General features: G+C 59.3%; 18 protein-coding genes, 1 tRNA gene and 1 other RNA gene. 7 read left to right on the top strand and 13 right to left on the bottom strand.

Annotated features, from left to right (window positions below):
- Positions 1-28 precede the first annotated feature (28 nt).
- The 9 genes from JOD50_RS05315 to JOD50_RS05275 all read right to left on the bottom strand — a co-directional run bounded on the left by JOD50_RS05315 (position 29) and on the right by JOD50_RS05275 (position 8,760).
- Positions 29-1,012, bottom strand: coding sequence for a nucleoside hydrolase (locus JOD50_RS05315; protein WP_204880697.1), 984 nt, complete (start codon positions 1,010-1,012; stop codon positions 29-31).
- 68 nt (positions 1,013-1,080) lie between these two features.
- Positions 1,081-1,881: an energy-coupling factor ABC transporter ATP-binding protein gene (locus tag JOD50_RS05310; RefSeq protein ID WP_204880696.1), complete on the bottom strand. Its 801-nt coding sequence runs from the start codon at positions 1,879-1,881 to the stop codon at positions 1,081-1,083.
- Positions 1,881-2,807 carry an ATP-binding cassette domain-containing protein gene (locus JOD50_RS05305; RefSeq protein WP_204880695.1) on the bottom strand — a complete coding sequence of 309 codons (927 nt, stop codon included), beginning with the start codon at positions 2,805-2,807 and terminating at the stop codon, positions 1,881-1,883. The genes JOD50_RS05310 and JOD50_RS05305 overlap by 1 nt, the downstream gene beginning before the upstream one ends.
- A 9-nt stretch (positions 2,808-2,816) precedes the next feature.
- On the bottom strand, positions 2,817-3,659 hold the full coding sequence (locus tag JOD50_RS05300) for an energy-coupling factor transporter transmembrane component T (RefSeq protein WP_204880694.1): 843 nt from the start codon (positions 3,657-3,659) through the stop codon (positions 2,817-2,819).
- Positions 3,660-3,664: 5 nt separating this feature from the next.
- Complete coding sequence (locus JOD50_RS05295; RefSeq protein ID WP_204880693.1) at positions 3,665-4,333, bottom strand: ECF transporter S component; 669 nt, start codon at positions 4,331-4,333, stop codon at positions 3,665-3,667.
- Between the two features lie 191 nt (positions 4,334-4,524).
- A complete protein-coding gene (locus tag JOD50_RS05290; RefSeq protein ID WP_204880692.1) occupies positions 4,525-5,871 on the bottom strand; it encodes an MFS transporter in 1,347 nt (448 codons plus the stop codon).
- 140 nt (positions 5,872-6,011) lie between these two features.
- On the bottom strand, positions 6,012-6,683 hold the full coding sequence (locus JOD50_RS05285) for a LytR C-terminal domain-containing protein (protein ID WP_204880691.1): 672 nt from the start codon (positions 6,681-6,683) through the stop codon (positions 6,012-6,014).
- Complete coding sequence (locus JOD50_RS05280) at positions 6,680-7,018, bottom strand: type II toxin-antitoxin system VapB family antitoxin (protein WP_204880690.1); 339 nt, start codon at positions 7,016-7,018, stop codon at positions 6,680-6,682. The genes JOD50_RS05285 and JOD50_RS05280 overlap by 4 nt, the downstream gene beginning before the upstream one ends.
- A gap of 134 nt (positions 7,019-7,152) precedes the next feature.
- Positions 7,153-8,760, bottom strand: a complete 1,608-nt coding sequence (locus JOD50_RS05275) for a proline-rich domain-containing protein (protein WP_204880689.1) — start codon at positions 8,758-8,760, stop codon at positions 7,153-7,155.
- Between the two features lie 397 nt (positions 8,761-9,157).
- Between JOD50_RS05275 and JOD50_RS05270 the strand changes: the two genes are divergently transcribed.
- A complete protein-coding gene (locus tag JOD50_RS05270) occupies positions 9,158-10,390 on the top strand; it encodes an IS481 family transposase (protein WP_239541533.1) in 1,233 nt (410 codons plus the stop codon).
- A gap of 47 nt (positions 10,391-10,437) precedes the next feature.
- Here JOD50_RS05270 and JOD50_RS05265 read toward each other — a convergent pair.
- Positions 10,438-10,522, bottom strand: a tRNA-Ser gene (locus JOD50_RS05265).
- Between the two features lie 128 nt (positions 10,523-10,650).
- Between JOD50_RS05265 and ffs the strand changes: the two genes are divergently transcribed.
- Positions 10,651-10,747, top strand: an RNA gene (gene ffs, locus JOD50_RS05260) — signal recognition particle sRNA small type.
- 173 nt (positions 10,748-10,920) lie between these two features.
- On the opposite strand, the gene JOD50_RS05255 is transcribed toward ffs, so the two are convergent.
- The gene (locus tag JOD50_RS05255) at positions 10,921-11,091 is read right to left on the bottom strand and encodes a CsbD family protein (protein ID WP_204880688.1); all 171 of its coding nucleotides are present in this window, start codon (positions 11,089-11,091) and stop codon (positions 10,921-10,923) included.
- A gap of 179 nt (positions 11,092-11,270) precedes the next feature.
- Between JOD50_RS05255 and JOD50_RS05250 the strand changes: the two genes are divergently transcribed.
- Positions 11,271-13,919 carry a DNA polymerase III subunit gamma and tau gene (locus JOD50_RS05250; RefSeq protein ID WP_204880687.1) on the top strand — a complete coding sequence of 883 codons (2,649 nt, stop codon included), beginning with the start codon at positions 11,271-11,273 and terminating at the stop codon, positions 13,917-13,919.
- 33 nt (positions 13,920-13,952) lie between these two features.
- Positions 13,953-14,552: a recombination mediator RecR gene (recR, locus tag JOD50_RS05245; protein ID WP_204880686.1), complete on the top strand. Its 600-nt coding sequence runs from the start codon at positions 13,953-13,955 to the stop codon at positions 14,550-14,552.
- A gap of 49 nt (positions 14,553-14,601) precedes the next feature.
- Here the strand turns inward: recR and JOD50_RS05240 are convergent, their stop codons facing one another.
- The gene (locus JOD50_RS05240) at positions 14,602-14,898 is read right to left on the bottom strand and encodes a hypothetical protein (protein WP_204880685.1); all 297 of its coding nucleotides are present in this window, start codon (positions 14,896-14,898) and stop codon (positions 14,602-14,604) included.
- 335 nt (positions 14,899-15,233) lie between these two features.
- On the opposite strand from JOD50_RS05240, the gene JOD50_RS05235 reads away from it, so the two are divergent.
- A complete protein-coding gene (locus JOD50_RS05235) occupies positions 15,234-16,520 on the top strand; it encodes an aspartate kinase (RefSeq protein WP_204880684.1) in 1,287 nt (428 codons plus the stop codon).
- A 125-nt stretch (positions 16,521-16,645) separates the two neighbouring features.
- Positions 16,646-18,091 (top strand): ATP-binding protein, encoded by a 1,446-nt coding sequence (locus JOD50_RS05230; RefSeq protein WP_239541532.1) that lies wholly within the window; start codon positions 16,646-16,648, stop codon positions 18,089-18,091.
- A gap of 103 nt (positions 18,092-18,194) precedes the next feature.
- Here the strand turns inward: JOD50_RS05230 and JOD50_RS05225 are convergent, their stop codons facing one another.
- On the bottom strand, positions 18,195-19,637 hold the full coding sequence (locus tag JOD50_RS05225) for an aspartate ammonia-lyase (RefSeq protein WP_239541531.1): 1,443 nt from the start codon (positions 19,635-19,637) through the stop codon (positions 18,195-18,197).
- A gap of 196 nt (positions 19,638-19,833) precedes the next feature.
- Here JOD50_RS05225 and JOD50_RS05220 point away from each other — a divergent pair, with 196 nt between their 5' ends.
- The gene (locus tag JOD50_RS05220) at positions 19,834-20,754 is read left to right on the top strand and encodes a 3-methyladenine DNA glycosylase (RefSeq protein ID WP_204880682.1); all 921 of its coding nucleotides are present in this window, start codon (positions 19,834-19,836) and stop codon (positions 20,752-20,754) included.
- Positions 20,755-20,778: the final 24 nt, after the last annotated feature.

Below are 20,778 nucleotides of genomic sequence, written 5' to 3'. Positions count from 1 at the left end.
TCGTTCACGGAGGCGCAAGGCCTCACTCTTAGGAATACAGCTCTTTGAACTCGCCTTCGAGCACAACGTCGAGGAACTCGCGGATCACTTCCATCTCGTCCTTCGCCGAGAACACAACCTCCGCTACCGGGATCTCGTCGATCTTCTTACCGTGCAAGCGGTCCTCACCCACCTGGGCGCGCTGATCCACCACGGTCTGGCCGCGCGTGACCTCGTCAGCCAAGGAAATCTCGATGCGGTGCTCCGAGCTCACAAACATCTCCGGATGCACTGCAGCAACTACCGCGCCAGCGTCACCGATCAACGAATAAGCCTGCGGTTCATCCTCGTCATCGCCGTACGTGAACCCAGCGATACCACCCAACGCACGGGCCACCGGATGGTCCGAAGCCTTCAAGCCAGCCACCACATCGTCCGGGATAGCGACATGGTTGAACACATCCAGGCCATACATCACCAGCGGCACACCAGACTTCACCACGATGTCCGCGGCCTCAGGATCATGCCAAATGTTGAACTCAGCAACCGGAGTCGCGTTACCCACGCTCGCGGAGCCACCCATGAACACAATCCGTTCCAGGTTCTCCGTGACCTCAGGGTGCATCCGCAAAAGCAGCGCAAGGTTCGTCTGCGGAGCGCACGCAATCAACGTGACCTTCTGCTCCGATTCCATAATGGTGCGGCGCATCAGCTCCACTGCGTGCTCAGCCACAGGCTCACGCGACGGCGCAGGCAACTCAACGCCACCCAGGCCATCCGCGCCATGCACATACGACGCGTCACGAGCAGGTGAATTCAACGGCGCCACAGCACCCGCAGCAACCGGGATATCGCTAGCGCCCATCAAATCCAGGATCTTCACCGTGTTCTCAACAACCTGCTTGAGCGACACATTGCCTGCCACCGTGGACACCGCACGCACATCCATATGCGGGTTACGCACCGCATACATCAACGCCATCGCATCATCGATGCCGGTATCAACATCCATCACAACAGGGAACGTAGACATGATCCTCCTCAGCTCAGCGCCGTCGATAGGTTAGGAGTGGTTCTTGCTATAGCGGGTTCTTGTATGGACTACTTCTTAGCGATCATCGCGGCAGCGATCTCTTCGATACCCAGGTGATCACCGAGGCCGAGTTCGCGTGCGATGTGGGCCGCAGTTGGTCGCTGCAAACGGCACTCCGCCAGCACATCGTCACGAGCGAAAACCTCACCCGGGGTGCCGTCCGCCTGGATCTTGCCGTGCGCCATCGCAATCACGCGATCAAACGAATCAGCCACAAAACGCATGTCGTGCGTAATCGTGATGACCCCGATGCCGTCCTCATGCAAGCGATCCAACATGCGCTGAAGGATCTCAAGGCCTCGGCCGTCAAGGCCCGCTGTCGGCTCATCCAGAATCACGAAATCAACGCGCGGAACCAACACGGCAGCGATCGCAACGAACTTCTTGATCGCAAACGGAAGGTCAGCAGGATTATCGTCAACAAACGGACGGATACCCGTCATCGAAATAGCGCGCTCAAGACGCTGCTTGGTGTCCTGCTTACCCCACTTCAAATACTTCGGGATGTATGCCAGCTCCGAATACACATCCGACTGGAACAGCTGATCATCCGGGTTCTGGAACACGTACGCGACAGTCTGCGCCATCTTCGCGTTCGTCATCTTCGACGTATCCGTGCCGTTGACCAGAACGCTACCGCTCGTCGGCTTGAGCAAGCCGTTCATAAGCTTCACCGTGGTGGTCTTACCAGCACCGTTCTGACCCACGATCGCAACCCGCTCGCCCGGAGCGATCGACATGTTCAACCCAGCCAAAACCGGGGACGCCTCGTCATACGCGAAGGCGACATCCTTCAACTCAATCGACATCAGTGGTCACCTTCACCCTTCACAGCCGTGCCCTTAGTGCCGGCAGTGCCAGCTGCATCGGCAGCAGAACCGCCGGAAACCGAACCGCCAACCCACGCGAACGCCTCCAACGCCTGCTCACACGTGATCGGCAGCGGATCAACCGCAACACCCGCCTCACGCAACGCAAACGCAAGCTGCGTGACCTCCGGACGCGGAACATCCGCATCCACCAGCTCCTGCGAAGCAAACACCTCACGCGAAGGGCCAGCAGCCGTCACACGGCCCGCCTCCATCACGATCAGCTCATCAACGTACTCCGCGAGCAAGTCGACCTTGTGCTCAACCAGAACCAGCGTCTTACCGCGCTCCTTCAGCTGAGCAATAATCCGGAAAACCTCCTCCGAGGATTCCGGGTCAAGCTGCGAGGTTGGCTCATCGATCACAATGAAGTCCGCGTCCATCGCAATCACCGCAGCGAAAGCGACCTTCTGACGCTGACCACCCGACAAACCGTTCGGGTCCTTCTCCAGCAACGGGAGCAGATCCATCCGCTCCGCAACCTGCAGAACACGGTCCACGATCTCTTCACGCGTGTAGCCCAGGTTCTCCAGGCCGAACGCGATCTCCTCAAACACCGTCTCACGCACACCAGAGATCTGCGTGAACGGGTTCTGGAACACGTAACCGATCCGGCGAGACAACTCAGCAGGCGACCACTCTTCAAGCGAACGGCCCCACAACAGAACCTCGCCGTCCAGATCACCCGAGTGGAAGTACGGGATCAAACCACGCATCAGCGAAGCCAGCGTCGACTTACCAGCAGCGTTACGACCCACCACGCCGTACAGCTTCCCAGGGGCCAGCTCAAGGTTCACGCCATCCAGCGCGCGCTCCTGCTGATGCGTATACGAAAACGAAACGTTCTTCAGCTCAACAATGTTCACAAGAACCCCTTACAGGACCACAGCCAGGACGATGGAGCCCACAGCGATCACCAACGAGACCAGCAACAGAAGCCACTGCCCCACACCAACCTTCGGCAAGTAAGACAACTGAGAAGGCTTCTCCGGGACGTTGAACGCACGCGCATCCAAAGCGAGAGCACGTTCCTCCGTCTGACCGATCGCGGCAAGGAACACGGGAGTAATGATCGGGAAGAACGCGGCAACACGGCGGAAGAAACCGCCCTCCATCTCAATACCGCGAGCCTTCTGCGCATCCACCACAACCTTCGACATCTTCTGAAGATCAGTGATCGACTGGAACGAAGACAACACAACGTAGGTCGAACGCGAAGACAAACCAACGCCCTGCAACGCGAGCATCAAGTTCTTAGCTGGTACCAGCTGGAAGAACAGCGCCAAAGCGCCACACAAAGACATCACGACGAGGGTGAAGCGTGCCGCTGCAGCGATCGAGGTCGTAGACAGGGCCAGGTTGTCGCCCCAGCTCCAGTAAACCGTTGCGCCTTCCTCTGGCGCGATCAAGAACACACGCAGAATAAACAGGACCGAACCCACACCCAAGAACAGCTTGAGATACAGCGGGATGAACTGCTTAGCGCGGCTCGCAAGAACCGCGATCACCACAAACACAACACAGCCGACGGCCGGAGCCAAAACCGGCCACGGCAACGCGATCGAGGCGACCGCAATAGCGACCAAGAACGCAAACAGGATCAGCGGGTTCAGATCGCGGATCGGGTTACCCAAACGATACGGCTTGGAATAACGGTCCAAGTAGTACGCACGCAAGTCCTTGACCCGCGCTACCTGAGTCTGAACTTTCTGAGTCATTCCCATCACCGACCCAACGTCAATTCGCCCGGATGCTTCTGTGCATCAGCCAACGCATCGTGCTTCTTAGGCGGCTTCAAATACCTGTCGCCCAACGGCAACTTGACCAACACACGGGTAGGCATCCGCAAAATAATCAGCCACGCAATAAACGCAGACGGAACCTTATCGATGAAGTCCAGCGGCATCGAGGCCAAGTACACAGCCGCGGTTTCACCCACGCCCAACGAGCGGAGAATACCGGTCACCCAGCCAACACCAGACGCCGACAAACCACCGAAAACCCAGATGGTGATCAGGGAACCGATGAAACCGCCAATCAGCGCAAAAATAAGCGCCGCGAACGCGACATGGAATACGTTACGGAACCAACCGACCCTAGCCAGCCAACCCGCAGCCAGACCAATCAGAACCGACACAATCGCGTACGGCACCAACGTCGGCAACGTGATCGCATTGATCAAGTTCGTCAACAAACCAACCAACGCACCCGGCAACGGCCCACAGACCGCACCCACCAGGATGGTGCCAATCGCATCCATATACACAGGCAGCTTGAGCAGAAGCACAATCTGCCCAGCAATAAAGTTGATCGCGATCCCCAACGGGACCATGAACAGCGTCAACTGCCCATACTTGCTGCCATGTGCAGCGAACCTTTGCATAGCGGGCATCAGACGACCTCGCTCCCACTGCGTCGCATCACGCTCGTAGATCCCTTTCAGTCAGGAACCGCTTCAACTACGGCCCCTATCCCACTAAATTACGCGGGAAGCGCCAATGCAACAATCCTGAGCGTCGGCGCGGTCAAAATAGTACCGCACCAACCCCAAAAACCGTGGGGTGGTCACCCATTACCTCGGCATCAAGCTGCCTTCTGGAAAACCACGGCACCGTGCGCTTGCTCAACCTCATTGCTGATCGACAAATCGATCCCCCTACGGTCACGAATCAGCGAGACCGCAACAAAACCGATCACCACGAACGCCAACAAATACCAAGAAATCATGGTTGTTGAGCCAGTCGAATCGAAGATCGCCTTCGCGATCATCGGCGAGAACGCGCCACCGATAATCGCACCGATCGCATACGACACCGAAACACCCGAGAACCGGACCGAAGCCGGGAACATCTCCGAATACAGGGCCGACTGCGGACCATACGTGAGCCCCAACCCAACCGAGAACAACAGCAACGCGAGGTACAGCATCCCCAGCGACTTCGTCGAAATCATCGGGAACACCAAGAACACAGAGACACCCAGAACGATGAAGCCAATCTGGTAGGTGCGCACTCGGCCAATCGCGTCAGCCATCAAGCCCGAAAGCAACGTGAACACGAACCAGAAGAACGAACCCGCCGTCACCGCAAGCAGCACATCCGTACGATCCATACCCAACGACGACGTCGTGTAGTTAGTGATGAACCCGCCGGTGGTCATGTAGCCAGACGCGTTGTTACCCGCGAACACCAGCGCACCCAAAACCACGAGATACCAGTACTTCTTGAACAGCTGCACCAGCGGCATGTGGATCTGTTCCTTGCGCTCTGCGATCTCCTGGAACACAGGGGACTCATCAACAGAACGGCGAACCCAATAACCCAAGAACACCAACAGGAAGGACAACAAGAACGGAACACGCCAACCCCACGAGTTGAACGCCTCCTCAGTCGGAGCGATCACACCCGTCATGAGCGCCATCATGCCCGAAGCCAACAACATGCCCAAAGGAACGCCCAGCTGCGGGACAGCACCAGCAAGACCACGGCGGTCACGGCCAGCGTGCTCGACCGCCATCAAGACAGCGCCACCCCACTCACCGCCAGCGGAAATACCCTGCAGAATACGCATCGCCAACAACAACAGCGGAGCCGCTACACCGATCGCCGCATACGTTGGGATCAAGCCGATAGCCGTCGTCGCGCCACCCATCAACAGCAGTGTAATCACAAGCATCTTCCGGCGGCCGAGCTTATCGCCGTAGTGGCCCGCCAAGAACGCACCCAACGGCCGGAACAAGAACGACAAACCGACCGATGCGAACGCAACCAGCTGCGCGCCAGTTGCCCCTAGCGGCTCAAAGAACTGATGCGCAAACACAAGCGCTACAGCGTTCGCATAAATAAAGAAGTCGTACCACTCAACAGTGGTACCCACGAGTGTCGCGAACGCGACACGAGTCCGGTTAGCACGAACAGCGGTATTAGGCATCGCTGAATCCCCTCACAAAATCCACGGGATGGCAGGAAGTATTGCCGCCATAGTAGACCGAGTGTGGAAGCTCACAGTAAGCCGTGCCTGATTATGACGCAGATCATGAACAATCGAACGTCATAAACAATAAGACCGGTTCAGCGCTCAAACCACGGCTTAGTGCATTTCAGCGTCCCGTTACCCTTCGGGACACCCTCGGGCGATGTGATGCCGCCATATTTAACCCCCAACGCCACATCCAAAATCCCGTTAGTCCTATCCGGCTGCAACACAACCTGAGAACCCGGGATCTGATTCTGCACAGCCAACGCCGCAGCTGTGTCATCCGGGCCCGCATAAATCAACGCAACCGACTCCGCCGTCTTCACATCCAACGTCGCGTTACGAACCGTGCGAACATCAAAACCACGTTCACGCAGGGTATCGGCGGCCTCTGCCGCAATCCCCTCCCGCGTGGAAGCGTTGAACACATTCAAAGAAACATCGGCAGGTGCTGCCGGAGTCAAAGGCCACACCGGGCACACAACGGCAGGATTCGGAGCGCGGAAATCCGGCGTCCACGTACCCCGCTGCCACCATGTGAAACCCAGCGCAGTTCCCGCAACACCGATCGCAACGAGGCCGCCCACAACCCACGCGCGCGACCTACGAGCCATAACCTTGTCTTCATCGCTAATCAACGACGGCAACGGCTCAGACGCAACCGTACGACCTTCAGCACCGCTCTCCGTCGCAGTCACATCGGACGTGGCCGCAAGCTTAGCGGCAGACTCGGCGGCAGGCTTCGAGCCAGCGTCCTTGCTACTCATGCGCCCCGCCTCCTCACCGGTGTCCCATCGGAATACATCGCGTCCACATCAAGCACACGGGCATGCATCACCTCACGGCGATACAACGCCGTGCGCAAAGCCCGGTGCAAGCCATCTTCGAGGTACATCTCGCCCTCATATTTGACCACGTGAGGGAACAGGTCCCCATAAAAAGTCGAATCCTCACTCAACAACTGAGCCAGGTCCAACTTGTCTTTCGTTGTGACCAAATCCGCCAACCGCACCTGCCGTGGAGGCACCCCAGCCCAGTCACGAGACGTGGTCAACCCGTGAGCCGGATAAGGGCGAGAACTGCCGACAGCCTTAAAAATCATGGTGCTTCAAACATTACGCGAGAACCCGCGCAAAAACTCAGCACAGCCGCTCAGATCACACAGTGCCCTTTACAGACACGTGGGCCTCAGCACCATCGATGCTGAGGCCCACGCGAAAGGTCAATCAACCATGACTAGTTCTGACCGTTTGGGTTCTGCGGCTGGCCGCCCTGGCCGTTCTGTGGAGGCTGTGGCGCCTGGCCACCCTGCTGCGGAGGCATCGGAGCCTGACCGCCCTGCGGTGGCATCGGCGCCTGACCACCCTGCTGAGGCTGACCAAACTGACCTGGCTGACCCTGCTGCGGAGGCATCGGAGCCTGACCACCCTGCTGGCCATAACCGTAAGGGTTCTGCTGCGGGTACTGCTGACCCTGCTGCTGCATCTGCTGTTGCATCTGCTGCATGCGAGCCTGCGACTCCTGGCGGCGCTGGTGCGCAACCTGTCCCAACTGCTGGAAGTTCTGTGGGCCTTCCGGGATACCAACGTTGATCCAGCTGAGCAGCGTACCCGGCAGGAAGCCCATCGACGCCGGGACAACGAAACGAGCCAGAACCTCGATGATCGCACCGACCACGGCCAACAACATGAAGTTCCAGCCGGCGAGGCCAAGGCCGGCAGACATGCCGGCATTCTTACCCGTGTACAGAGCGAACAGCATGAACAGGCCAGCTGCCGCGTAGATGGCAGGCAAGCGCCACATCGCGTGCATTGGCGCTACGGCCTGGCCGCGTGCAGCCCAGCGGATAGCGAAAATCACCAGCGCGATGATCGAAACGATAACGCCAATGAGCACTTCCCACCACTGATACGTGCTGTATCCGAATGCGCTCGCGTAGCCGTTGGACAGCGAACCAAGGTAGATCGTGTTGAAGAAGCTGAAGATCACGTTCGGCACGCCCGCAAGGATGCTGACGAAAAGCATGCCCTTAGGAGCGAACTCTCCTGCTGCTAGGACGCCGATGAGGCCCAAGATAAGCGCGAACACGCCAGCGAAAGCGAGGTGTTCAAGCAGCAAACGCACGCCAACGCCAATATTGAGCTTGTCCGGGATGCCCTTCGGAGAGAGCAAGAACCACACAAGACCACCCACAGTCACGAGCGTGTACACAGCGCCGCCGAACGAGCCGGCCCACGCGCCACTACCATGGCCAGGTGCCCACGCGAAGATCGCGGAAAGAATAACCAGAACGCCCCAGAACACCAGGCCGGAAGCGGCGGCGATCACGAGCTTAGCGATCCAGTTCGAAACCAGCGTGGTGACGCGCAACTTGCGTCCGAAGAACCACATCGCAAGCAAGGTGAGAACCGAGATCGAGAGCGGGATGATAGCCAGAGTGCTACCACCGTAGTGGAGCGCGTTACGGAAACCCGCCGCCGGCAAATGCATGAACGAGAAGAAGTTCGCACGCATGAAGTCCGGGACGCTGTACCCGCCGAAAGACGTGTTTTCGTCGTAGACGGCCCAGAAGAGGAAACCGAAGATCAACGCGGAAACGACCGCCGCACCAACACCGACACCCAGCACAACGCCGAGCTTCTTGTAGACGTCCTTCGAGATTCCCTGGAACGGGCTCGGCTTAGGCGCCTGCTGAGGACCACCTTGCTGATAGCCGCCCTGCTGAGGGTAACCACCCTGCTGTGGGTAGCCGCCTTGCTGTGGGTAGCCGCCGTACTGATTATTCTGTGGCTGCTGCCCGCCGCCCGGCTGCTGCGGCGGTTGCGGAATGTTCTGTTCCGCCATGATCCACTCCTCTAAGTTTGGCGAATGTAATCGGGATTACTCCTGGAAACACGATATGCCAAAAAACAACCTAAAGAACGGATAGCGGCAAATTTTCGCTAAATTGCTACAAAAATCGCTGGTTCGGCGCGGCGGCACGGGCTTTGACACGACGGATCGTCGCGATGACCGCCATCTGGAAACCCGCGGGTTAAAGCGGAAACCCCCGGAATCTCAATAATCCCGGGGGTGCAAGCGGAGGATGGGGTGTTTGGTTTCACGACATCGTTCACCCCTAACCACCCCAACCCACTCACAGATGTGCCACGACACCCTGCCAACCATCTGTCACGACATCGTTCACCCGTCTGTCACGACATCGTTCCGCATAAGGTGGGGTGAGTCGGCATGCTGAGGTATGACATACACACGCAACAGAGCGATCGTGCTAGCCATCACTGACGGTGGGATGAGCGTTAAAGACGCAGCCGCACATTTTGGTGTCAGCACCCGTTGGATCAGGACCTTGCTCAAACGCTTCCGTATCGGCGGGCTTGAAGCACTCCACCCACACTCCAAACGCCCGCACACCAACCCCAACCAGACACCAGAAAAACTACGCGAAACTATCCTCGCGCTACGCCACCAACTCCTTCGAGACGGCCTAGACGCTGGTGCTGAAACGATCTATGACCTGCTACCCGAGCAGACTCGCCCCTCAACCAGCACCATCTTCCGGATCCTGAAAACAGCCGGGACAATCCAACCCCAACCACAAAAACGACCCCGATCCTCATGGCAACGATTCCAAGCCCCAGCCCCCAACAGCCTCTGGCAGTCCGACTTCACACACTGGCCGTTAGCCGATGGCACCGACACCGAAATCATCTCCTGGCTCGATGACCACTCCCGCTACCTCACCCACATCAGCGTCCACCCCAGAATCACCGGCCACATCGTAGTCAACACCTTCCTAGAAGCCACCGACCAGCACGGCCTACCCGCAGCAACCCTGACCGATAACGGCCTCGTTTACACCACACGCCTAGCCGGAGGCCGCACCACCAATAAACAACCCAACCCCTTCGAACAACTCCTCGCCGATCTCAACATCGAACAAAAGAACGGCCGCCCCGGAAAACCCACCACCCAAGGAAAAATCGAACGTTTCCACCGCACCTTGAAAACATGGCTCAAAGCCCAACCACCAGCCCAAACCCACCAAGACCTACAACGACAACTCCACGACTTCCAGACCCTCTATAACACCCAACGAAAACACCGAGCCATCAACAGGCGCACACCCCACCAGGCCTACACCGCCACACCCAAAGACGAACCCACCATCACACTCGGCAACAGCTGCTGGCGAGTCCGCACCGACCGCGTAGACGGCCACGGCAAAATCACCCTCCGCTACGCCGGAAAACTCCGCCACCTCGGCATCGGCCACGCCCACAACAGACAACGCATCATCCTGCTCGTCAACGGCCCCCAGGCCCTCGCTATCAACAAAACAACAGGTGAAATCATCGGCGAATACACCATCGACCCCACCAAAAACTACCAACCCAAAAAGCGGAACGATGTCCTGACACATCACCAGAAAAAGCGGAACGATGACGCGACACATCACCACCCCAGGACATAAAAAATGTCGGGACATCGTATGAACGATGTCCCGACACATTACACAAGCGGAGGATGGGGGATTTGAACCCCCGAGGGCGTGAACCCAACACGCGTTCCAGGCGTGCGCCATAGGCCGCTAGGCGAATCCTCCTCGGATACCCGTTCAAGCCGAAACGTGAACAAGGCTTTACATACTTTAGCGAACTAAACGTTTAAGAGCCAATCGACGCCAGAATCTCGCCTGATTCGCGTCCCATTGACCTCTCAGTTAGACTGTTACGCGACCCCTCACGTGGTGTTATCTCGCTGAACTCCCCCAGGGCCGGAAGGCAGCAAGGGTAAGTGGGCTCTGGCAGGTGCGTGAGGGGTCGCTACTTTAACGCTTCAACCAGGCAGACCTGCTATAGACCTGTTAAATGGGTCAGACCCATTAAATGGACGAGGGGCTCACGGTGGTCATCACCATGAACCCCTCGCACGTATTCCAGTAGTCAGCTAGCCGAACACTCGTAGCTTGCGACTACCGTTGAAATCTATGTGACGCAAGGCTTACTTGAACTTGTCCTTGACGTCCTCAACAGCGTCGCCGGCCTGGCCCTTAGCGTCCTGAGCCTTGCCTTCAGCCTGCTGGCCCTTGTCGTCGCGCAGTTCGCCGACCTTGTCCTTGACGGTGCCGACTACCTTGTCCTTAGCGTTTTCCAACTTGTCTCCCAAGCTCATGGGATACTCCTTTCACGCTGAGACCGGGGTGATTCCCCGAGGTCTTCTACCTGTGACACTTCCACACTTCCCCGTGCATGTCTAGGAACTATCCTGTTTGTTTGCTTAGAACGAATATCCACCCACGATCACGAATCAGCCGCTATGGGTCCCCTGCCGTATCTGGGTAGGCTGGAGGGGTGAGCACAGCCCTATACCGCCGGTTTAGACCCGACACGTTTGAAGACGTCATCGGGCAAGATCACGTGACCAAACCACTCCAAGTGGCTTTGGATAAGAACCGTGTCAACCACGCGTACCTGTTCTCCGGACCCCGCGGCTGCGGTAAAACAACGTCGGCCCGCATCCTCGCTCGCTGCCTAAACTGCGAACAGGGCCCTACCGCGCATCCGTGCGGTGAATGCCCGTCATGCCGCGACCTCGCCACCGGAGGGTCCGGTTCCCTCGATGTCATCGAGATCGACGCCGCCTCCCACGGCGGTGTTGACGACGCCCGCGAGCTCCGCGAACGCGCGTCCTTTGCCCCAGCGCGTGACCGCTACAAGATCTTCATCATCGACGAGGCTCACATGGTGACCTCAGCCGGATTCAACGCGCTGCTCAAGATCGTTGAAGAGCCGCCTGAGCACATCAAGTTCATTTTCGCGACGACCGAACCCGAGAAGGTCATCGGCACTATCCGTTCGCGTACCCACCACTATCCGTTCCGGCTGATCCCGCCTGAGCCGATGACCGAATACGTGCAGCACCTCGCTGACGTTGAGCATGTTTCGATCGCCCCAGGTGTGGTCCCGCTCGTGGTCCGCGCGGGCGGCGGTTCCGCCCGCGACACGCTCTCTGTCCTGGATCAGCTCATGGCCGGTTCAGGGGACGACGGTGTCTCCTACGACCTCGCGGTCGCTCTGCTTGGCTTCACTCACGGTGAGTTATTGGACGATGTGGTTGATGCGTTGGCTGCGCACGATTCCGCTTCCGTGTTCGCGGCCGTGGACCGCGTGATCCAGTCCGGTCAGGATCCTCGCCGTTTCGTCGAAGACCTCCTAGAGCGCTTCCGTGACCTCATCCTGGTGCGCGCTATCCCCGAAAACGCGGCCGATGTTTTGCACGGCGTTCCCGAAGACCAGATCCAGCGCATGGCGGCCCAAGCATCGGGCCTGGGTCCCGCTGAGCTGTCCCGCTGGGGTGACATCACTAACGCTGCCCTCACCGAGATGACCGGCGCGACGAGCCCCCGTCTGCACCTCGAACTGCTGTGCGCCCGCCTGCTTTTGCCGTCCACCGATGACACCGACCGCGGCCTCGCCGCCCGCATGGACCGGGTTGAACGCCACTTGAGCTTCAGCGGCGGCCCGATGGAGGCCGGTAGCGCGTCCCCTGCGCCTGCGCCAAATACCAAGTCAGCACCGGACACGAAGACGCCTGACAGCAATGCAGCGCAACCTGATGTGCCGGCCGGCGAGCGCGGTGTTGCCGCCGCGCGTGCTGCGTTGCGCAACTCCGCACCCGCCGCCCCAGGTGTGCCCGCCGCGCCTACTGCGGCAGCCGTTCCGGCCGCGCCAGCGGCACCTCAGATCCCAGCGGCACCTCGAGCCTCTGAAGAACCATCTCCTGCCGAGGAGCGTGTACCGGCAGCGCCAGTGCCGGAGTTCAAACCTGCCCCGGAACCAACCCAGGAACCGGCTCGGGAACCATCTAAGGAACCAGCGGCAAAACCGGAACCTGCTCCGGCGCAAAAGCCTGCTCCAGAGCCGACGCAAGAAGCGAATCCAGCACCGAAACCTGCTGAGGAACCAGCATCGGTTCCCACACCTGCACAAGAACCGCAGGCTGAGCGTCCCGCAGCGGGCGCCGCTGGCTCGGTGGAGATGTTCCGCAGGGCCTGGCCGCAGATTCTCGAGAACGTTAAGCAGAACCGCAGGTTCGTGTGGTCGATCCTGCAGCAGGACGTCTCCATTGCCGGCTACGACGGAAAGACGCTCACGCTCGGGTTCAGCAACCCCGGGCCGATGAACGCGTTCCGGAACCGTGCCGATGCCGCCGAAACACTCAAGGCCTCCATCAGCGCCGTGATAGGAGTGACACCGGACATCGACGTCGCTGAAGGCGGCGATGCCGGCCCAAAAGCTGACGGCCGGAACGACCTTCCGGCCGCGAAGGAACCACACTACGAGGCACCCGGACAGCCGGAATATCCAGAACCAGAATACGCAGAACCGGACTCCGTAGAGCCCGATGATGCAGAGCTGGATGATGCAGAGCCGGAATACGAGGAACAACCGGAACCAGAGCCCGAGGCCAGCGAGCCGAACTTCGGGGAGCCGGAACCTCAGCCCGAGAAGCCGGCCGGGCCTACAACTCCAGCTCCGCGCGCGGCAACGACGCCGCAGCAGCCCGACGCGCCCGCAGCTCCGGTGCCAGGCTCAGCGCCTGCCGCTCCGTCCCCAACGCCTGTTGCCCCGTCGGCGGCTGCGTCACCGACACCGGCCGCGCCATCACCCACTGCGGCGCCAACCCCATCGACCCCATCGACCCCTGCGGCGCCTCCTGCCAGGCCAGTCGGGGCGAAGCTCAGCCGCTACCAACAGTTGCTCGCCCAGAGTAATAACTCGAGCCAAGGCACCAGTTCAGGTTGGGGCGCGCCAGCATCAAGCGTTCCCGCACCCGTGGAACCAGAGCCGGTCGACGACTACGACTTTGTTCCGAGCGAGGATGACGAGCACCTCGAAAACTCGGTCGCGTTCGGCCGGGCCGCGTTCGAGAACATACTCAACGCGAAACTCATCGAAGAAACAGACCTCGAAGGCAATCCGCTACCCCACCGTCGCTGATCCGCCTCACCGTAACCGTCAGGAGAGTGCACCGTGTACGAAGGCGCCGTCCAAGACCTCATCGACGAGCTCGGGCGTCTACCCGGCATTGGCCCCAAGTCTGCTCAGCGCATCGCGTTCCACATCCTGGAAGCGGATAAAGACGATATGAGCCGGCTCGCGGATGCCATCCGCGTCGTTAAGGACAAAGTGTCGTTCTGCGAAGTGTGCTTCAACATCACCGAAGACGAAAAGTGCGCGATCTGCCGCGACCCTAACCGGGACGGCAGCATCATTTGTGTCGTTGAGGAATCCAAGGACGTCATGGTGATCGAGCGGACACGCGCGTTCCGCGGCCGGTACCACGTGCTCGGCGGCGCAATCGATCCGATGGCGGGCATCGGCCCGGATCAGCTGCACATCAAAGAACTTCTAACCAGGCTTTCGGACGATGCGATCCAGGAGCTCATCATCGCAACCGACCCGAACCTCGAGGGCGAAGCCACCGCAACCTATCTGGTGCGGATCTTGCGGAGCATCGGCGTGAAGGTGTCCCGGCTCGCATCCGGACTGCCAGTGGGTGGGGACCTCGAATACGCGGACGAAGTCACGCTCGGTCGCGCGCTTGAGGGGCGCCGCTCGCTCATCGACTAACCGAACGGCATGGGCTCGGCCGCGTAACTAGCTCAACCGTGTAATCAGCTCAGTCGCGTTCGAGTTCGTCTTGGATGCTGTTGAGCGCGGCGAGGATGTGGAAGAGGTGCTGATCGGCTTGCAGACGGGTCGCGTACACGACTTGGTCGCGGTCCAGCATGTAGCTTTGGCCGTTGGTGTCTGTCACCAGGACGTGGTCTGAGCGATGGTGCAGGCTCGCGACTTGGATGGATACGCGCTCAGAGGGGGCGTCGAACGTGAGTTGCCCAGCAACGTTTCGCCCGTCGAGCCGGCAAGCTTTGATTTCCAAGCCGAATGGCTGCGGAAGCTCTTCCTTGTTGCTCATCGTGGTCCCGCCCCTGTCTTGTTGTTTCGATTGAAATCAGAATAGCCGCGCATAAGGCACCGTCAACCTGATTCCAGTGGAAGAAATCACCTTTGAAGTGTTCCACACCACAGATGATAATCAAAGATCAGGTAAACAACAGGGCCAGGGATGCTCTCTGATGCCCAGAGAGACTGCCAACCACCGCGCCATACCGACTAGGTCACACAACTTATGTGGCATTGGGCGTCACTTATTGTGTTCGCCATACAACCGCACCGTAGGCTAAAACAGACACTTCCCATGGGGCGTTGCCGCTTCTGCCGGCCACCCCATCGACCTAGCGAAAGGCGCTCATGGCTCTGATCGTGCAGAAATACGGTGGCTCCTCCGTTGCGGATGCCGCCGGCATTAAGCGAGTCGCCGCCCGTGTGCTGGAAACCCGCAACGCCGGCAACGACGTTGTGGTTGTTGTTTCTGCGATGGGTGACACCACTGATGAGCTGTTGGATTTAGCGGCCGAAATTACGGACAAGGCTCCCGCTCGCGAGATGGACATGTTGTTGTCTGCCGGGGAACGCATGTCGATGGCTCTGCTCGCGATGGCAATTGAAGCCGCAGGCGGCAAGGCTGTTTCGTTCACAGGTTCACAAGCGGGCATGATTACTGACGCGTTGCATGGCTCCGCCCGCATCGTCGAGGTCTCCCCTGCGCGCGTGCGCCGCGCGGTTGAGCTCGGTTCGGTCGCGATTGTGGCCGGCTTCCAGGGCATGTCGAAGGATTCGAAGAACATTACGACGATGGGCCGCGGCGGTTCTGACACGACTGCGGTTGCGCTCGCGGCGGCTTTGGATGCCGATGTGTGCGAGATTTACACGGATGTGGACGGTGTTTTCACGGCTGATCCGCGCGTGGTTCATCATGCACGTAAGCTCGATACGCTCTCGAGCGAAGAGATGTTGGAGCTTGCGGCGCACGGTTCGAAGATTCTGCATTTGCGTTGCGTCGAGTATGCGCGTCGTTTCGGGATCCCGATTCATGTGCGTTCGTCGTTTAGCCACAATGAGGGGACGTGGATTGTCCCTGACGCTTCAGACAAGATTGAACTCCCGGAGGGGGAACCATTGGAACAACCGATCGTTGCCGGCGTAGCTCACGACCTCTCCGAGGGGAAGGTCACCGTTATTGGCGTCCCGGATATCCCGGGTAAGGCCGCCCATATTTTCGAGGTCATCGCTCAGGCGGACACGAACGTGGACATGATTGTTCAGAACGTTTCCACGGCGGGTTCCGGTAAGACTGACATCACGTTCACCGTGCCTAAGGCTCAGGCTGACCGCGTGGTTGCTGCGCTGCGCGAGGCTCAGGCCGAGATCGGTTTTGAGGATATCGAGCAGGACAACAAGATCGGTAAGGTCTCGCTGGTTGGCGCTGCGATGCGCTCTAACGCTGGTGTTTCTGCGACGTTCTTCCGCGCCCTGCATGAGGCAGGCATCAACGTTGACCTGATCTCGACTTCTGAGATCCGCATCTCGATCGTGACCCACGAAGACAAGCTCGCGAAGGCTGTCGAGGCGATCCACACCGCATTCGGCCTGGACACCGAGCAGGAGGCCACGGTCTACGGCGGCACGGGACGCTAAGCGCCCTGCCGCTAGGCGCGCTCGGCTCCCACCCACACTCTTGACAGCTTCCCACTTAACTTCCCACTTACTTCCCACAGTGTTATGTTGAGTGGGAAGTTAAGTGGGAAGTAAGTGAGCACTCCATGGACACCGAACGTTTACAGTCAATCGTCCACACACTGCGGTTGATAGGAACAGACAACCAGCCAACCGAGGTCAAAAGCAATGCGGGCAAGTCAATCCGCGAAACCCTCAGCGCATTCGCGAACGCCAACGGCGGCCTCATCATTCTGGGACTCGATGAGTCAAACGGCTTCCTACCTGTAAAAGGCTTCGATGCCACGAAGGCTCAGGATGCGCTGGAGACCCAATGCGCCCAAACCACTCCTCCTGTACGCCCACTCATCAACATAGTTCCCTTTGAGGACTCCTTAGTTGTTGTAGCGGAAGTCAATGAAATGACTTCCGAGGCCAAACCTTGTTACGTCACTGCCCAGGGAAAATACGGCGGTAGCTATATACGGGTTGGCGACGGTGACGTCCGACTCACGCAATACGAGGTCGATCGTCTCATCGAGGAGCGAGTCCAACCCAAATGGGACGAACAGCCCGTAACAGAAGCACAACTTGATGACCTGCATTCAGACACCGTGAATGCCTACATGACCGTCCAGCGCGAGCGTCGCCCCAAAACGTTTAACGACGGCACTGAAGCAGCAATGAAACGCCTGCGAATTCTCAAGGACGGACACCCAACGCTGGCATCCCTTCTTGTTATGGGCGAATACCCGCAGGAGTTTTTTCCGCGTCTCACGGTGACATTCGCGAGCTTCCCAGGAACTACGAAGGGCTCTGTTACCGAGGGGATTCGACTCCTGGACAGCAAAACCCTTACAGGCACCATCCCTGAGCTCGTTGACGAAGGAATCCAAATCGTCAAAAGCAACATGCGTACTGCCGCTCTGATCGGCGAAAAGTACCGTTCGGATTTGCCTGACTACCCTCCTATTGCGGTACGCGAAGCTCTCGTGAATGCCCTCATGCACCGCGATTACTCACCTCACGCGCAAGGTAGCCAGGTACAAATCAACATGTTCGTTGATCGCTTGGAAATCACGAGTCCGGGAGGGCTTTATGGAGGCGTTACCGTAGGGAACCTAGGGAAGCCAGGGGTCAGCTCAACTCGAAACCAACGCCTCTCTTCGTTCCTCGAGGACGTAAAGTTTCACGACGATGGTGGCGGGGCAGGTGTCGTGGCTGAAAACAGGGGCACGGGCATCGCTGTCATTCAACGTTCGCTCGCCGACGCCCTCATGCCGCCGCCTGAGTACATCAACCGGCTAGACAGCTTCACCATTGTTTTCCATCGACGGCGAGTGGCAGATAAAGAACGCTATGCAAGCGCCTTTGACCAAGTACTCACCGCGTTAAAGGGTCAAGCCTCTGCTTCCACAGCCGAGCTCGTCAAGAGCACAAAACTGAGCCGCACAGCAGTTCAAAATGCAGTGAACGAACTCATCGCGGAAGGTATCGTCGAGCGCACTGAACCGCTGAGAAGCCCTCGACAGCGCTACCGGATCAAGACATAGCACTCAGGCAAAATCCGTCGCGACCAAGCTTCCCACTTACTTCCCACTTAACTTCCCACAGTGTTATGTTGAGTGGGAAGTTAAGTGGGAAGCTGTTTTACCTCTATTCCACGGTTTGGGTGTGGCCGGTCGCGTCGGCAATCGCGCGGCGGATCGTGGCTTCATCGAGCACGCCTTCTTGGACGGCGAGGTCGATGATGGATACGTTCTCTTCGAGCGCCTGCTTCATGAGGTCGGCGGAGCGTGCATAACCAATCAGCGGCGAAAGCGCAGTCACAACCGACACGGATTCGGCGACCCGCCGCGAAAGCACATCCTCGTTCGCTTCGATCCCGTCAACGCAACGCAACCGCAACGTCGCGCATGCTGCGCGCAGGGACTCGATCGCATCGAACAGAACATCCGCCATCACGGGCTCGAAAGCGTTAAGCTGCATCTGGCCGCCCTCTACCGCCATCGCAACCGTCGTATCAGCGCCAACAACGCGGAACGCGACCTGGTTGACGACCTCCGGGATCACAGGGTTGACCTTGCCCGGCATGATCGAAGACCCGGCCTGCATCGGCGGCAGGTTGATCTCGTTGAGGCCAGCCTGCGGGCCGGACGAGAGCAAACGCAGGTCGTTGCAGATCTTGGAGAGCTTGATAGCGGTGCGCTTGAGGCCGCCGGAAACGAGCACGAAAACGCCCGTGTCCGAGGTCGCCTCAACAAGGTTGCGGGCGCCGATCACGTTGTTCTGGGTGATCTGCTGGAGGTGCTTGAGCACGAGCTCCCGGTAGCCGACCGGCGCCGTGATCCCGGTACCGATCGCGGTAGCGCCCAAGTTGAGTTCCAGCAGGTGCGGGATGAAGTTCCGCAGCATCACGACGTCTTCACGCATCGCGTCAGCGAACGCACCGAACTCCTGGCCCAACGTCATCGGCACCGCATCCTGAAGCTGGGTGCGGCCAATCTTGGTGATCTCCGCGAACTCCATCGCCTTCTTACCGAAGGAATCGGCAAGCAGCGCGACCTCGTCAATGAGCCCGCGCATCGCCCAATGCAGAGCGAGCTTGAGCGCAGACGGGTAGACGTCGTTGGTGGACTGGGCGGCGTTGACGTGGTCGATCGGGTTGATCTCGATCGAATCGTCACCGATGATCTGCTGCGCACGGTGCGCGATGACCTCGTTCGCGTTCATGTTGGTTGAGGTTCCGGCGCCACCCTGGACCCGGTCGATCACAAACTGTGAATCCCACTTACCGTCCATGACCTCTTGCGCCGCGGCCTCAATCGCCTGGCAACGGGCGTCATCAAGCCGGCCCAGCTCATGGTTCGCACGCGCAGCGGCAAGCTTCACGGCGCCTAGCGCCCACACGAGCTCGCGGATCTGCCCAACGGTGCGGCCCGTGATCGGGAAGTTTTCTACGGCACGGAGCGTGGAAATACCCCACAGCACCTCTGCCGGGACTTCGCGTGTACCGAGCGAATCCTTCTCAGTACGTGTTTCGGTGGATTCAAGCGCGGCCCGCAACTCAGCGGGAGCCGTCGGAGGCAAAAACGACAATGGTGCTCCTGAGAACCGCAAACCAACGGTTTGCAACAACTGATACCAACTCAAGAGTCTACGCAGGATCGGCCCGGCGAACGTCATCGGTTGAGCCTCGGTTGAGGATCGGTGAGGCGCGGCCCAATCGGCCGCGCCAACGCATCGGCTGCATCCGCCGTACCGCCGCATCGCCCGCATCGTCCACAATGGATGTATGCCCATCTTGCTTTCACCGGACCAGTGGCGTGCCCAAGCACGGGCCCACACCGAACGCGCCCGCGCGTACACGGAACCGTTCCGGCAACGGCGAGCGCGGCAAGAAGCCCACCCGATTTATGACTTCTTGTTCACGTATTACTCGTTCCCGCCGGCACAGCTGGAGCGCTGGCACGCCGGCCCCGGGGTGGTGTTGTTAGGGGACGATGCGGTTGCTGAGCGGTCTGGATGGCGCTTTTATACGGTGGTTGAGGATGCCGATGGCCGCGGGACTCCGGGCGTCACGGTGGATGCCGCGGAGTTCGTGGGGGCGCGGGAGCGGATGGTGGACTTCGCTGACACGATCTTCAGTTCGGTTGCGGCGAAGCCGGGTAGCTTTTCGTGCTTTGGGCTGCACGAGTGGGCTATGGCGTATAAGTCCGAAGAGAACGGTGTTCGTCACGACCATGTTCCTCTGCGGCTAGGTTCCACGGGCACGGATGAGGTGGTTGAAACCCACCAGATCCGTTGCACGCATTTCGACGCGTTCCGGTTTTATGCGCAGCAGGCTCGCGGGTTGAATCAGTTCACACCTACGCGTGAGAAGCAGGTTGCGCTTGAACAACCAGGCTGCTTGCATGCCGGAATGGACGTCTATAAGTGGCTGTACAAGCTCGCGCCGCTCGTGGATTCTGGGCTGATCATGGACGCTTTCGAGCTCGCGTGGGACACCCGCATCATGGACATGCAGGCCTCCCCGTATGATTTGAGCGACTGGGGCTTCGAACCCATCCGGATCGAAACCCCGGACGGCAAGGCCGAATACGTTGAGCGGCAACGCGGGTTCTCCGAACGCTCGCAGAAGCTGCGCCAGCGGGGGCTCGATGCTGTCGCCGAGATCCGCGCGGCCGCCGGCTCGTTCCGCGCGGCCGCGGGCTAGCTGGCGGCGGCTAGTGCCGCTCCG

Origin of the sequence: Pseudoglutamicibacter cumminsii (assembly GCF_016907775.1) — a bacterium.
Classification (GTDB): domain Bacteria; phylum Actinomycetota; class Actinomycetes; order Actinomycetales; family Micrococcaceae; genus Pseudoglutamicibacter; species Pseudoglutamicibacter cumminsii.
This window is presented reverse-complemented; position numbering and strand designations above follow the sequence as displayed.